The 14,640-nt window shown below is 63.8% G+C and carries 13 protein-coding genes and 1 pseudogene; 4 read left to right on the top strand and 10 right to left on the bottom strand.

The window, feature by feature from the left end:
• Positions 1–68: 68 nt before the first annotated feature.
• The 8 genes and pseudogenes from AC1TQG_RS13595 to AC1TQG_RS13560 all read right to left on the bottom strand — a co-directional run.
• Positions 69–674: an MspA family porin gene (locus AC1TQG_RS13595; protein WP_482137672.1), complete on the bottom strand. Its 606-nt coding sequence runs from the start codon at positions 672–674 to the stop codon at positions 69–71.
• A gap of 580 nt (positions 675–1,254) precedes the next feature.
• Positions 1,255–1,902, bottom strand: a complete 648-nt coding sequence (locus tag AC1TQG_RS13590; protein WP_482138734.1) for a MogA/MoaB family molybdenum cofactor biosynthesis protein — start codon at positions 1,900–1,902, stop codon at positions 1,255–1,257.
• A 76-nt stretch (positions 1,903–1,978) separates the two neighbouring features.
• A complete protein-coding gene (locus AC1TQG_RS13585; protein WP_482137670.1) occupies positions 1,979–3,460 on the bottom strand; it encodes a S1C family serine protease in 1,482 nt (493 codons plus the stop codon).
• Between the two features lie 230 nt (positions 3,461–3,690).
• Positions 3,691–5,130: an ATP-binding protein gene (locus AC1TQG_RS13580; protein WP_482138732.1), complete on the bottom strand. Its 1,440-nt coding sequence runs from the start codon at positions 5,128–5,130 to the stop codon at positions 3,691–3,693.
• 74 nt (positions 5,131–5,204) lie between these two features.
• The gene (locus AC1TQG_RS13575) at positions 5,205–5,891 is read right to left on the bottom strand and encodes a response regulator transcription factor (protein ID WP_482137668.1); all 687 of its coding nucleotides are present in this window, start codon (positions 5,889–5,891) and stop codon (positions 5,205–5,207) included.
• Between the two features lie 115 nt (positions 5,892–6,006).
• Positions 6,007–6,621: a trimeric intracellular cation channel family protein gene (locus AC1TQG_RS13570; RefSeq protein ID WP_482137666.1), complete on the bottom strand. Its 615-nt coding sequence runs from the start codon at positions 6,619–6,621 to the stop codon at positions 6,007–6,009.
• A gap of 91 nt (positions 6,622–6,712) precedes the next feature.
• Positions 6,713–6,886 carry a 50S ribosomal protein L32 gene (gene rpmF / locus AC1TQG_RS13565; RefSeq protein WP_482137664.1) on the bottom strand — a complete coding sequence of 58 codons (174 nt, stop codon included), beginning with the start codon at positions 6,884–6,886 and terminating at the stop codon, positions 6,713–6,715.
• Between the two features lie 51 nt (positions 6,887–6,937).
• A pseudogene (locus AC1TQG_RS13560) lies at positions 6,938–7,076 on the bottom strand (50S ribosomal protein L31); the annotation flags it as partial.
• Between the two features lie 96 nt (positions 7,077–7,172).
• On the opposite strand from AC1TQG_RS13560, the gene AC1TQG_RS13555 reads away from it, so the two are divergent.
• From AC1TQG_RS13555 to AC1TQG_RS13545, 3 genes are all read left to right on the top strand, one after another.
• Entirely contained in the window at positions 7,173–7,637 is a 465-nt protein-coding gene (locus tag AC1TQG_RS13555; protein ID WP_482137663.1) for a hypothetical protein, read from the top strand.
• Complete coding sequence (locus AC1TQG_RS13550; protein ID WP_482137661.1) at positions 7,634–7,933, top strand: transcriptional regulator; 300 nt, start codon at positions 7,634–7,636, stop codon at positions 7,931–7,933. The genes AC1TQG_RS13555 and AC1TQG_RS13550 overlap by 4 nt, the downstream gene beginning before the upstream one ends.
• A 71-nt stretch (positions 7,934–8,004) precedes the next feature.
• Positions 8,005–8,664 (top strand): DUF1707 SHOCT-like domain-containing protein, encoded by a 660-nt coding sequence (locus AC1TQG_RS13545; protein ID WP_482137659.1) that lies wholly within the window; start codon positions 8,005–8,007, stop codon positions 8,662–8,664.
• Positions 8,665–8,677: 13 nt separating this feature from the next.
• Here the strand turns inward: AC1TQG_RS13545 and AC1TQG_RS13540 are convergent, their stop codons facing one another.
• Positions 8,678–10,816: an MMPL family transporter gene (locus AC1TQG_RS13540; protein WP_482137658.1), complete on the bottom strand. Its 2,139-nt coding sequence runs from the start codon at positions 10,814–10,816 to the stop codon at positions 8,678–8,680.
• Positions 10,817–11,398: 582 nt separating this feature from the next.
• Between AC1TQG_RS13540 and AC1TQG_RS13535 the strand changes: the two genes are divergently transcribed.
• On the top strand, positions 11,399–13,342 hold the full coding sequence (locus tag AC1TQG_RS13535; RefSeq protein WP_482137656.1) for an NHL repeat-containing protein: 1,944 nt from the start codon (positions 11,399–11,401) through the stop codon (positions 13,340–13,342).
• Here the strand turns inward: AC1TQG_RS13535 and AC1TQG_RS13530 are convergent.
• Positions 13,297–14,559, bottom strand: coding sequence for a sensor histidine kinase (locus AC1TQG_RS13530; protein WP_482137654.1), 1,263 nt, complete (start codon positions 14,557–14,559; stop codon positions 13,297–13,299). The two genes, AC1TQG_RS13535 and AC1TQG_RS13530, sit on opposite strands and share 46 nt — an antisense overlap.
• Positions 14,560–14,640 lie beyond the last annotated feature (81 nt).

Below are 14,640 nucleotides of genomic sequence, written 5' to 3'. Positions count from 1 at the left end.
ACGGAAATATCAATCTGCTTGCGGCAGATAAAGTGTTTCAAGACTTGGGCGGGATTATCTGCCGACGATCAGTTGAGGCTGAACGGCTGGCCGTAGAGGGTCGACTTCACAACGAAGTCACCGCTGGTGACGACGGTCGAGAAGGCGCGTGCCTGGGCGTATCCACCGCACTGCTGCACATCGATGCTCTGGTTCTTGTACTGGATCGACGCGTCAGTTCCGTCGAAGTCCTTGCTGCCCAGCGACACGAAAACAGCCTGGCCCGGATTCAGCGGGATCGACAACGAACCTGAGACACCACCGGACAACGCTAGAACGTTCAGGTTAGCCCCGAGACCGCCCGAGAATCCGGTGATGTCGACCTGGCAGCCCACGATGTAGCCGGTGGTCAGCGTTCCTGCTGAGCCGCCCGAGTAGACCTTGACCTTGCCGTTGACCTCTGCGGCGCGGCCTGCGCCGTTGTTGGCCACCGACGGAACCGGGTAAGCGCTCTCGCCGGTGCGCTCGATCTTGATCACGGTGCCATCGATGCCTTCAGTGACCTTGCTGCCCGAAGCCAGCGGGCCTGCGGCGGCGTTTCCGGCGCCCATGCTGGCCAAGCCGATGGCAGCAACCGCGGTAATGGCTCCAGCGCCGACAACGCGGCGTAGACCGAACATGCTGAACTTGCTCATTCGTTCCCTCTCACAGGATTGCTGTGTAATCCAGACTCAACCAAATCGCGAGCCTGAAGTGACCTGACGGTTGGTCGGAATAATCCACGGGATGCGTTAACGGGCGGAGAGCCCAACGTTTCCCAGAAGTTAATTCCAGCCGTACGTTTCAGTCCTTCCACGAACACCCTCGGGGGCGCATCGCGGGACACTTCCAGCCCCCGCACTGGTACTGGACGTATCGAGCGGAACGTTAGTGCGCTGGGCGAATGCAAGCAACAGTTAGCAGTGAGCGTGTCCTAAACACCGGGATACGCTGGCGTACATTTCCAGTTGTCAATACTGGATGGAATTTAGTTACCAATCCGTTAAACCGCTGGACCGGGCTGTGATTAAAACGCTATTCACTCGTGATGTGGCGGCCGATTCGCGATAAACCACTCGTCAGACCGCCTATCCACACCACTGTGATCTTCATCACACCCGCCGTTGGGGCGCTCGTCTCGGGTGGTCGCAGGTAGTTCGTCGCCGAAGATTCTGTCCAACTCCGCACGCGACAATTTGCGTTTGCCTACCGATTTATCCGACACGACAACCTGATTCAGAAGTCAGAGATCGACGCGATGAGATGTTTGGCCATCGGCGTGATGGTGGCCATTCCGTCGCGTACGGCGGCCCGCGAGTTGGCGAGATTGACAACGATCGTCTGCCCGGAGATGCCTGCCAATCCGCGCGACAAACCGGCGTCCATCGCGCCCGCCGCCAAACCCGAACTACGCAAGGCCTCTTCAATACCCGGCAACTTGCGATCGAGCAGATCTGCGGTCGCCTCCGGAGCCACATCACGTCCACCGACACCGACTGCGCCGACGGAGATCACCAAGTCGACGCCACCGATCACCGCGGTGTTGAGCGCGTTGCGAATCTCGACCTCGTCAGATTCGACGGCCACGACGGCGTCCACATGAAAACCCGCCTCTTCGAGCAATTCCCCGACCAGCGGCCCGATCAGAGCTTGATCTTCGCCGTGCGCGGCGCGATCGTCGACGATGACCACCAGAGCCCGTCCCAGATCCTCTTCGGCCAGATTCAACGACCTCATCTGAATTCCTTCCGCCTCGATCACTCCTGCCTGGGCGGCAAGCCGAGCAGCCGCGGCATCTGCCGCAACCACATCTGCCTCGCCGATACCCAGGTCGGAGATGTCACTACCTCCGAGTGGAACTCTATCGGTCGGGATGACCGACACCGATTGCAGTCGTCCGCCCACCGCAGTGTCGGTTGATTTCGAATCGCTGATTGACAGGTCAGGGAATTTCACGATGCTATCTGCCTCCGGTATTCAGGGTGTCAAGGGTTACGTCGACTGTTTTGCTCTGCCCGTTCACCTCATAGGTGATTTTGACCTTGTCGCCGGGTGCGTACGACCGAACCGCAGCGATCAGAGCGTCGCCCGAGGTGATCACCCGATCGTCGACCTTGGTGACCAGCGCCCCGTTCGGGATGCCGGCATCGGCAGCCGCGCCGCCTGGCTGCACCTCACTGATCAACGCACCGGGCTCATCGGCCGACGGCGAACCCGAACGCACCGACACGCCCAGGCCCGCCTGGGTGGCCTTGCCTGTCTTCTCGAGTTCGTTGGCGACCCGGATCGCCTGGTCTACGGGAATCGCGAACCCGAGGCCGATGCTGCCACCGGTCTCGCCCTCGGAAAGGCTGGCGATGGCCGTATTGATACCGATCAGTGCCCCGTTCGCATTCACCAGCGCACCGCCGGAATTGCCCGGGTTGATTGCGGCGTCGGTCTGGATCGCATCCATCACCGATGCCTGACCGCTCTCTGCGCCCTGTGTCGACACCGGCCGATTCAAGGCACTGATGATGCCTGTGGTCACCGTGCCATCCAGACCCAGCGGTGCACCGATCGCGATGACTTCCTGGCCGACGGCCAAGTTGTCCGACGTGCCGATCTGAATTGGGGTGAGCCCGGTCTTGTCGACCTTGATCACCGCGATGTCGGAGATGGTGTCGGCCCCGATAATCGTTGCGCTGGCAGTACTTTGGTCATTGAAGACCACTATCACCTGAGGGTTGGAACCGGCACCGGACACCACATGGTTATTGGTCATGATCGTGCCGTCCGCGGTGAGCACCACACCGGAGCCCGAACCTGCCGATTGGCTGCCGATCACCTTGATGGACACCACCGACGGGAGCACCTTCTGCGCCACCGCCTGTACGGATCCTTCCGGAGCGGCTACCGGTTGCGTGTTGTCTCGATCGCCGCCGAGAACGCCTTCGCTGCTGGAAGAGCTCGACGAGTCATCGGCGATGTTCGCACCGACAACGCCACCAACACCGCCGGCGACCAGTGCCACCGCAACTGCTGCGATGGCGATCCCGGTCTTGAATCCACCCGACCGTCCGGCCGGCCGAGATGCCGGTGCCGACCCCGGCGGGTAGGACTGTGGGCCAACCGATTGAGCGTCACTGTGACCGGCGAACTGGCCGGTCGGGTTGCTTGCTGCATATCCGGGATTGGGCTCGTGTTGCCCGGGGTGTGCACCCGATGAGTACGGATCTGGTTGCGCGCCATAGGGATTGCCGGGAGGCGGCCCGTAACCCGAAGGCTGCTGCGCAGATCGGGGATCAAACGACGTGGTGCGGCCATAGGGATCGTTGCCGGGACCGTTGCCGCCCTGCCCCCATCCCGCCGGTCCGGTGGGACCACCGGCGTCTGGTTGATTCGGGAATCCGCCACCCTCAGGGGTGTTGGATCCGCGTTCGTTGTCGTCGTTGCCGCCCATGTCCCACGCTTGCTTTCTGCCACGCGCACCGCTGCGCTCGGTTGCCGCCCAAGATCCGGCACTGATACATACCCTGCTACGTCGGCCTGAGATGTCGCTGAGACCCCGCTGTTGGTTTGCCCCTCAATTCTCGCACTCGTTCGGGTCGGCATTGAGCAGTTCGGCCCCTCGAATGACGGTGAGCGGGGATGAAGCAAGACACGCCTGCGCGTGGTGCCGCGGGGGGATGTCTACTGCTGAACGACGCGCGGAGCGATCTCGGCTGCGGTCGGTGAACCGGGCAGGGTGATGGTCAGCAGGGCGCCGCCGGCCTCGGATTGCCCGGCGACCACAGTGCCACCGTGCCGGACCACCACCTGACGGACGATCGCCAGACCGAGCCCCGAACCAGGCATCGACCGGGCCGCGGTCGACCGGTAGAAGCGTTCGAAGATCAGCTGCCGGTCTTCCGGCGGAATGCCTGGTCCGGCGTCGGCGACGGTCAATTCAGCACGGTTGGGCTCGACCTGGACCAGTTTCACCACCACCGGGCATCCGGGTGGACTCCACTTTGCCGCGTTGTCGAGGACGTTGAGTACCGCACGCGAGAGGCCCGCGCTCTCCCCGAACACGAACCACGGGCTGACATGGACATCAAAGTCCACATCGCTGCGGCGCCGACGCACCCGTTCCAGGCAACGATCGATCACCTCCGCCAGGTCGATCTCCTCATGGACCACCTCGGGGGCGTCCTCGCGGGCGAGATCGACGAGGTCGCCGACCAATGTGGAGAGCTCCTCGATCTGCGCCATCAGGTCGGCGCGCAACTCGGCCATGTCCGAGTCGGGAACGGCACGGGCACCGGGCTCGGACGACGCGATCAGCAGTTCGAGGTTGGTCCGCAGCGATGTCAGCGGCGTCCGCAGCTCGTGGCCGGCATCGGCGACCAACCGGGACTGCCGGTCGCGCGATTCGGCCAATGCGCGCAGCATCAGGTTGAAACTCTCGGTGAGTCTTGCCAACTCGTCGTTGCCGATCACCGGTATCGGTGTCAGATCGTCGGTTCTGGCCACCCGTTCGGCGGCGCGCGTCAACCGCGCCACCGGCCGCAAACCCGCTCTGGCGACGGTTGTTCCGGCCACCGCCGCCAGGATGATGCCGCAGGCACCGATCACCCCGAGCACCCAGGCCAGCCGCCCGAGCACCTCGTCGGTGTCCCCGAGGCTCTGCGAGATGATCAGGGTGTTGCCGTCCACGAGCTTGCGCGCGAGCACCCGTTGGTTGTTCGAGGTACGCAACGACGACTCGGATTCGCCATCGACGACCTCTTGCTCGGCATCGCCGTAGGGCACACTCCCGATCTGGAAGCCCCGGCCGCCGGGCATGACCAACGCCACGGACATGTCGGTGGAGTACACCGTGCCTGCCACCAGGGACTCCGGCGAATCGTCGAGGACGCCGATGCGGGCCAACTCGGTCATCCCGTTGGCCCGGTTGGTCAGCTGGGAATCGACATCGGCGTACATCGCCCGGTACACCACCGCGAAAGCGGCAGCAGCCATGACGGCCACCGCGATACCGACCACGGTCGCGGCCAGGATGGTGATGCGCCACCGCAGAGAGATGGTGCGGGTCAGCGGCATCGGCTTACGCATCTGCCTCGGCAATTCATTGGCCGGGACGAGATTCATCGGACGTTGCGGTGTGATCGGCTCGGTCGGGGTCGACTGCCGATGATAAAGGCTCACGGTTTACAGCTCACGATCTACGGCGGGGTCTCCCGCAGGACGTAACCGACGCCCCGCACGGTGTGGATGAGTCTGATCTCGCCCTCGGCTTCGGTCTTACGACGCAGGTAGCCCACGTAGACCTCGAGCGCGTTACCCGACGTCGGAAAGTCGTAGCCCCACACCTCTTCCAGGATGCGACTACGGGTCAGAACACGCCGCGGGTTGGCCATCAGCATCTCCAGAAGCGCAAACTCGGTGCGCGTCAGGCTGATCGGCCGCTCGTTGCGGGTGACGTCCCGAGTGACCGGGTCCATCGTGAGGTCTTCGAAGGTCATGGCCTCCGAGTCGGGCGGGGCTTCGGTTGTCGCGCGACGCATCAACGCCCGCAGTCGCGCCAGGAGTTCTTCGAGGGCAAACGGCTTGGGCAGATAGTCGTCGGCACCGGCATCGAGGCCCGCCACGCGCTCGGACACGGAGTCGCGTGCTGTGAGGACCAGGATCGGCAGATCGTCGCCGGTGCTGCGGAGTCGACGGCAGACCTCCAACCCGTCCAGCCGCGGCATCATCACATCGAGCACCACCGCATCGGGCCGTTCGCTGCTGATTTTCTCCAGAGCTTCCACACCGTCTCCGGCAGTGACCACCGTGTACCCGTTGAACGTCAGGGACCGGCGCAGAGATTCGCGAACGGCGCGATCGTCGTCCACAACAAGAATGCGCATGACAACAGTCTTACGTGACCTGCTGAGAGAGCGCTGAGTAATCCCCCCGGCGCGCCACGGTTTCATCGTCTCGGGTAGGCCTTGCGACATATCCGGGCGCGAGCCCGACACCGGGTCAGGACTGCCGCCGCGGGGCCGTCGGAAGATGCCAATTGAACTGCAGACTCGCCATTCGCAACGCGGCCGCCACGACTGCGCCGCCGACCAGGCCCGTCCACTCCGGCCAATCGAGCCCGATGACGATCACCACCACCAGGGCCCCGCACATCGCCGGTACCGCGTAGAGGTCGGTCGGGCGCAGCAGCAACGGCACCTCATTGGCGAGGACGTCGCGGAGGACGCCACCCCCGACCGCAGTGGTGATACCGATCAGGACTGCGGCCATCGCACTCGCGTCGTGGTCGAGGGCAAAAGATGCGCCGGTGACCGCGAACACGGCCATGCCGATCGCGTCGAGGACCAGGATCGCCCTGAACAACTTGTTGAAAGCCGGATGGAAAAAATATGTGACCAGGCCGGAGATCAACGCGATGGTCAGATTGGGCCAGTGCTGCACGGATGTGGGCGGCGTAATGCCGAGCAAAAGGTCGCGGACGATGCCGCCACCGACCCCGGTGGCAGCCCCCATCGACAAGATCCCGAACAGGTCGAAGTCTTTTCGGATGCCGACCAGCGCACCCGAGCATGCGAATACCGCGATGCCCGCGTAGTTCAGTACGTCCTGCAACACCGCAGGCCTTTCCCGCCTCGGGGTCCGGGCACAACAAAAGGCTGACCGTCAGTTCGACGGCCAGCCTGAAGTGTTGAGCCTTGGGGCTAGATCAGCGACGATCGAGATCGACGAGGCCCAGCTTCACAGCTTTGACCAGGCGACGGGGCACGCGATGAGCGACGCCACCAACCTTGACCTCTTGCAAGACCGGGTTGTCGGCCTTCCACTGCGAGCGGCGGCTACGAGTATTCGACCGCGACATCCGGCGCTTCGGTACAGCCATGATTCAGCCCTTCATTTCTTCGTATACGTATTGGGGTTTGTGCGTGTCCGTTTACCATTTCTGGCGCTCGGACTTCTGCACTCGTCCTGCGGTGCCTGGTACCCGATGCGCACCCTGTGGAGAATGGGTGCGAGTCGGAGCTGACATCGACAACCTCTAGAGGGTACCGGTTACCCCCCTCCCAAGCCAAAGCGAGTCCCAATACAGGGTCGGACCAGGAACATCGCGTCCGTCGACGGGAACTTTCCACTTGCAGAAGTGGAAAGTTATTCCTAAGCTTTCCGGTATGGAAAGTGACGACGCGCGTGAACTCCTGAGAGTCGCCGAACGCGCCGAAGCCGCGCCCTATGTCGACTACCCACCGACACCGTGGTGGTACTACCCCTCAGTCGGCGGCTGGGCGGCGGCGATGATCGGGGTCTTCGGCTGGTTGCACGAACACAAGGCCCTGTTCTTCGGAGCACTTGCCACGCTGATCGTTGTCGAATTCGTGTTCCTCGGTTGGATGAGCAGACGGCACGGCGCCCTTCCCATGCCAGGCAAGGGCACGCCGCCTGCCGAAATCCGGGTGGAATGGAATCGCTACTTCCTGGCCCTGCCGATTGTTGCCGGACTGATCGCCCTGGCGTGGTGGCTCGTCGGCCTTGTGCCGGCAGCGGTGGTCGCCTTTGTGGTCATCACCTGCGGGCTGATGATCTACGAACGGCGCTACGCCAGGGCAGCGGCGGCGGTTCGGGTGCGGCTCGCATGATCGATGGCCTCGACCCGGTGATCCATGCCCCGAAACGTCTTGCCGCCATGGCGATTCTGGCCAACAGCACCACTGCGTCGTTCAAATTTCTCAAGGAACACCTGGACCTCACCGACTCGGACCTGTCGAAGCAGATGTCGGCCCTCGAGTCGGCCGGTTACCTCACGCCGTCCAAAGCCGGCCACGGCCGGGGCAGCAGCACCACTTACCGGATCACCACGTCCGGCAAACGTGCCTATCTCGCCCACAGAACTGCACTACAGATCTTGCTCGACGGCGCCCCCGACCCCCGATGATGTGCTGTTTTGGCGAGAGAAAGTCCAGGTCGGCTCCGCCAAAACAGCACATCATCCACTACGGTGAGCGGGTGAGCGATCTGACACCCACCGGAGATTCCGAACCTGCCATCGATCTGAGCAACGTCCGAGCCGGCGACGCAGACCGACGCCTGGCGCGCGACATCCTCTCGTTGGCGATGACCCGAGGACACCTGAGTCCGGCTGAGTACGAGGAACGAGCCGACAAGGCGATCGCGGCAAAGACCTTCGGTGAACTCGACGCTCTCACCGACGATCTACCGACCAATCAGCTCAGGCCGCCGACGGCGCCGACCACCGCGCCCACCACTCATCCCGTCGACGTCGAGGTGACCCTCAACCGGATCGCCGTCATGAGCGGCTCCGAGCTCAAAGGTCGGGCGGCGGTCGGTGAGCACCTGAACGCCTTTGCTCTCATGGGTGGTGTCGAGATCGACCTGCGCGACGCAGTGTTCACCTCTCCAACACTGACGATCCGTGCCACCGCCATCATGGGCGGCATAGAAATCGTCGTCCCGCACGATGCCACCGTCCGGATCAACGGCATCGGAATCATGGGCGGCTTCGGCGGCGACCACGACGACGCCGAAGGACCCGGATCCCCTGGCGCGCCGATCATCACCATCAGCGGGCTCGCGCTCCTGGGCGGTGTCGGTGTGGCTCGCCGCCCGCGGCCCGGCCAGAGCCCGCCGTCGCTGAAGAAGGACTGACAGACCGCGCTGCTCAGACTGCGGTCGATTCCTTTTCCTGGTCGACTCCGTCGGCGCTGCCGGGTTTGGGAGTACCCGCTTTCGACGGCCACCAGAAGTACTTGCCGAGCAGAATCGACAGCGCGGGCACCAGGACCGGGGCCATCACGAGCGACGCCAACAGGACACCGACGGCCACACCGACGCCGAGTTCTTGCAAATTGTTCAACCCGGTCAGGGCCAGCGAGGCGAACGTCAACGCCAGCACCGTGCCTGCTGCGACCACGGTCGGAGCATCGTTGGCGATCGCGATCTTCGCCGCCTCCCGCGGTGAGTACCCGTTCTTGAACTCCTCGCGCAGCCTTGCCGCGATCAGGATGTTGTAGTCGGTGCCTATCGCAACGACGAACAGGTACAACACAATCGGCGTCGAGAAGTCAATGCCTTCGAGGCCCGCACCTTTCAGGAACACCAGGACCAGCGCGCCGAGGGTCGCCGCGAAGGTCAGGCCCACACATACCAGCAAACCCAAAGGTGCCGGGACCGAGAGCAACAGCAGTCCGAGGATCACCGCAACGATCGCAAACGCCACCGGGAACACATGTTTGGTGTCTGAATCCAGCTGTGCCCGTACATCGACCAGCATCGAGGTCTGGCCACCGACAAACACCTGCGCGTCGGTGATCGCCGCGTGGGCGGCATCTCGGACCGGCCCCTCGACCAGATCCAATGACGCGGTGGAATAGGGATCGTCACCGAGGACGACGTTCACCATCGCCGCGGTTCCGTCCTGGCTGAAGCGCGGCTGGCCGACCGACGCGACTCCGTCGACGGCACCCACCGCCGAGATCATCGCCGACAACTGATCCTGCGGCACCGGTCCGGGTGCCTTCACCAGGATCTGGGTGGGGCTGAGCGCGCCAGAGGGGAACGATTCGGCCATGGTGTTGAACGTCTGCTGTGACGCTGTGTCCGAGGGCAATTCCTCGAGCGTGTTGTACGTCGCCTTGTATCCGGTGGCGAAGACGGCCAGCGTCGCCAACGCGACGATCACCATCGCGACCACCGCCGCAGGTCGGCGTGCAACCAGCGAACCGACGGCACCGAAAGCGGACTGTTCCGAATCCCTGCCGGGGCCCAGCGGCCAGAACAAGTGGTCACCCAGAATCGCGAACAAGGCCGGAACGAGCGTCAGCGCGGTCAGCAACATCGCTGCCACGCCGATGATCAAGCCCGGCGCCAAGGTCGTCAGCGACCCCAACTTCGCGAGGAACAGGGCAGCGAAGGCGCCGATCACCGTCAATGCCGACGACGCGACCACCTTTCCGACCACCGACGCCGAGGTGATGAGACCTGTCATCGTCTCGGCACCGCGACGCAACTCTTCCCGGTAGCGGAACAGTAGGAAGACAACATAATCGGTGCCAACACCGAACAGCACCACCACCAGGATCGCATCCAGGGAGGTGCTCACCTCGAAGTCGAAGAGGTCGGCGGCCAGGGCGGTCAGGCCCTGCGCCGCGCGGTAGACCAATCCGATGATGATCACCGGGAGGATCGCGACGATCGGGCTGCGGAAGACCAGGCCGAGCAACACGACGATCACTCCGATGGTGGCGATCGTGATGATCTTCTCCGCACCGTCATAAGCGGTATTGGTGTCGACGAGGATGGCCGCGTTACCGGTCAGACCCGACGTCAGGCCGGTTCCCTCGAGTTGCGCTTCGGCGGTCGAACGCACTTCCGGGACAGCATCGTTGACGGCTTCATCGCCGGGCTGTCCGGCGAATGTGACCTGAAGCGCCATGGCCTTGCCGTCCTCGGACAGCGACTGCGACGACGCATTGACGCCCGTGACACCGGCTATCGCGTCGGATTGCAGTGTCGCGGCAAGGCCCGTGACCGTCTGCTGGTCGTCGGATGACAGTGGTGCGCCGTCGTCTCGGGTGACCACCAGCGAACCCGACGCTCCGGACGAACCAGGGAAGGAAGAGTTCGCGATGTCTTGGGCCTGAACCGATTCGAAGGATCCTGGAAGAAAGGTTTGCTGGTTGCCGTTGGTGTAACTCTCCAAACTCGGCGACAGCACGATGATGGCGACCACTGCGACCAGCCAGCCGGCCACCACCCGCCAAGGATGAGTGACCACGTAGCGGGCGATAAACGCGAACATTCTCGAATCCTCCTGAAGTACCGACCGCGAAGCTGCGAAGCCCATCTGAACAAGGATCACCTCGCGAACGCATGGCGAATACCCAGGGCGACAGCAGCTTACCGATCCGGCAGGCCGTGACGACATCCTTTTGTGCTCGGGCGCAGCAGAATCGACCCCCGCCCAATGCCTGGCGTGATCGACCCACTCACGGCAGGACTTTCACACCATATCTTCGATCGACTGCCCATTTCAGCCCGTGAGCAGGGGTGTTCGGCGATCAAGGACAACCGCCGCCGCGTCGTGCACACACCACCGAATCGCCGGCACGACAAAGAGGCCGGGCGAACGCACTACTGCAGTCGCAGTATGTGCGGAATGGTCGATGTGAAGTAGCCCCACCGACCGAGACACGGTGGCGAAAGCCGCAATCTGCCCTTGGGCCAGGCATTTTCTGCGTGCACGCCTCCGAGCGCCGACGAGCCCGGGCTGCCCGAGCACCGCCGGAGCCGGCCCAGGTGTCCGTTTCCGGGCGCTAAGGTTGGCCCCTGTTCGATCTGTGCCGGCATGTCCGCACGGGATCCTGTGATGAGGTGGTCCGGTTTGTCTCGCAATACCTTTCGTTCGCTGACGATTGTCTTCAGTTGTTTTCTACTGGTTTTTGCCGGTTCGGCGTCGGTCACGGCCGCGCCCACGCCCGCGGCAGGCGACACACTGAACGGCGAGGTGCGATCGGCGGCCGGCGACGCCAACTGGAATGTCACGGCCTGGATCTCGGGCGTTGAAGGACAACGCGCACCTGCACAAGTGGGGACCGCCGTCAGTGGCGCCGATGGCCGCTTCTCGATGAGCGTCGGTGAACAGCCACCGAACGGCTCGGTCCTCTATCTGCTGGCCCGTCCCGCCAAGGCCGGCAACGGCACCGCGCCCACCCTCGCCTCTGTCGCAGGCGTCGGATCATCACCGTTTGTGGTGCTGAGCGAACGAACCACAGTCGCAACCGGATATGCGATGGCGCAGTTCATCGACAACACTGGGATCAACGGAACAGATCCGGGTATCTCCAACTCCGCCGCGATGATCACGAACCTGGTCGATCCGGCGACCGGACAACTCGGCCGGGTGTTGACCGGCTCCCCCAACGGATCTCAAACGTCCACACTCGCCACCTTCAACAGCCTCACCGACATGCACGCCGCATGCTCGATCGACCACGGGCGTTGTGCCGAACTCATCTCCGAGTCCGCGGTTGCCGGTTCGGCACGCCCCGCCGACACCCTGCGGGCGTTCTCCCAGATCGCCCGGAGCCCTTCGGATTCCGTACTGCCCCTGTTCGCCCTCTCCAAATACGTGACCTCGCCGAACACGCCGGTCCTGACTCTTCCCCCGGTGGCATGGACACTTGCCCTGCGGTTCGACGGCGGCGGCGGATTACTCTCCGGCCCAGGGAACTTCGCGATCGACCATCTCGGCAACATCTGGGTCGACAACAACTATCAGTTCAACGCGGACCCGCAAGCCCCGGTCTGTGGCAGCGACCTGCTGTTCAAGTTCGGACCCACCGGCCAGCTCGTCGACGGAGCCCCGTTCACCGGTGGTGGCCTGAGCGGTGCCGGCTTCGGGATCGACCTCGACAACAGCGGCAATGTCTGGGTCAGCAACTACGGCTTCGCCGCACCCGAACCCGGGTGCGCCACCGAGGATCAGCCGCCGCACAATTCGCTGTCGAAGTTCACCCCGGACGGAACAGCGCTGTCCCCGAACGACACCGGATTCACCCAGGGTGGCGTGACCTGGCCGCAGGGCATGGAGGTCTCCGCCAATGACGATGTGTGGGTGACCAACTGCGCCGACAACAGCGTCACCGTGTACCGCGGCGGCAATCCGGATCAGGCAGAGAACTTCAATGGCTTGGGGCTCGATCAGCCATTCGACATCGTCGACAACGGCACGAACATCTTTGTCTCCGGCATCGTCAGCGACAACATCGCGATTCTGGGCAGCGACGGCAAGCCGCGTGCCAACTCTCCGGTCAGCGGACCGCATCTGGACCATCCGATGGGCCTGGCCACCGACAACGCAGGCAATGTGTGGATTGCGAACTCCGGTGTGATCACACTCCCCTGCCCCGACCGGCCCACCGGAACCGGTGGCAGCGGTTCGGTCGCCGCACTCGGACCAGACGGCCAGATACTCGTCGGTCCACTGCAGGGTGGGGGCGTCACGGTGCCCTGGGGTCTGACCACCGACGGCGATGGAAACGTGTGGGTTGCCAACTTCGCAGGCAAGCGGATCTCGAGCTTCTGCGGTGTCGACACCTCGACCTGTCCGCCCGGATCATCGACCGGCGACGCACTCTCACCGGACGGCCTCGGCTACTTCTTCGACGGTCTCGAACGCAGCACCGGGATCGCGGTGGATCAGTCGGGCAACGTCTGGGTGACCAACAACTGGAAAGAAGTTCCGTTGGAGGCCAACCCGGGTGGCGAACACATCGTCGTCTACCTGGGGATGGCTGCGCCGGTCTCGATTCCCGCGCCACGCTGATCATCGGCCTCTCCGGTGGGGGTTTCGGTGCGCTCGGTGATCGCACTGTCGTCGTCGGCCGCGATCGGTAGCTCCACCAGCACCTGAAAAGCCGAGGATCCCCGGATCGACCGCAGCGTCCCGCCAACCACGTTGGCGCGCTCGGTCATCCCGATCAGTCCGTACCCGGGTGAAGCCGAATCACTGGTGGCCGGTGCACGGTTGACCACTTCGATCAGCAAGGTGTCCACGCCGTAGCGCAGACGCAACCGCACCGATTCACCGTTGGCATGCTTTGCGGCGTTGGTAAGTGATTCTTGAACAATCCGGTACGCGGTCAGGTCGGTGCCCGGCGCCAACGATCGCGCACGACCCTGACGGGTGAGGTCGATGGTCATCCCGCCGCTGCGGAAGTCCGCGAGCAGGTCGTCGAGGTCGGCCATCCCCGGCACCGGGTGCAGTGCCGGCTCGTCGGCTCCCTCCCGCAGCATTCCGACGGTGGCCTTGATGTCCTTCAGTGCCGTCTCGGTGGTCTGATGGACATGTGTCAGGGCAGTTTTGGCCAGTTCCGGATCGACCGACAGCAGGTGCACCGCTGTACCGATCTGCATGTTCAGTGACGTCAGATGATGTGCCGCCACATCGTGCAGGTCGCGCGCGATGCGGACGCGTTCTTCGATCACCCTGGTGTGCGCCTCGGCGTCGCGCATCAGTTCGGCCGCCGTCGCCCGATACTCCACCGCCGCAACGTAACGCCGCCGCATCCGGCTCAGGACTCCGAACAGGAACCCGATGCCGATCCAGCCCACCGCGCCGATCCGCTCCACCTCCATCCACGACGACGTCGTAAACAGTGACACCACCAGCACCACACCGCATGGCACCATCAGCGCGACAATCGTCACCGCTGCCGATCGCGTGGCGGCGATCGCGGCACCGCACACGGTGATCGGTATCTCGACAGCAGGATTGAACACACCACCAAAAGCCAAGTACGCCGCGGCGACCACCGTGGTCCCACATAACGCGAGCCACTGACGGTCGGTTCGCCAGTAGACGAACACGCTGCCCGCGGCGGCGAACAGCACACCGATGAGCGAGGCGTCCCCGCCCCGGCCCGCGCGTTGGTCGTACGGCAATGCCCACACCACAAACGCAAATACCAACAGACACACGACGACTCGCGCCACGCGAGGATGACCGCTGCGAAAACGATCCCACCGCTCGACTACATCCACGCGCGAACGATACCTCGCACAGTCCACGGATCCTCCGGATCGGCGACGGGGGCAATCGAATTGATGCACAAAACTAACGAT

It is taken from the genome of Williamsia sp. Y844, from assembly GCF_056786475.1.
This window is presented reverse-complemented; position numbering and strand designations above follow the sequence as displayed.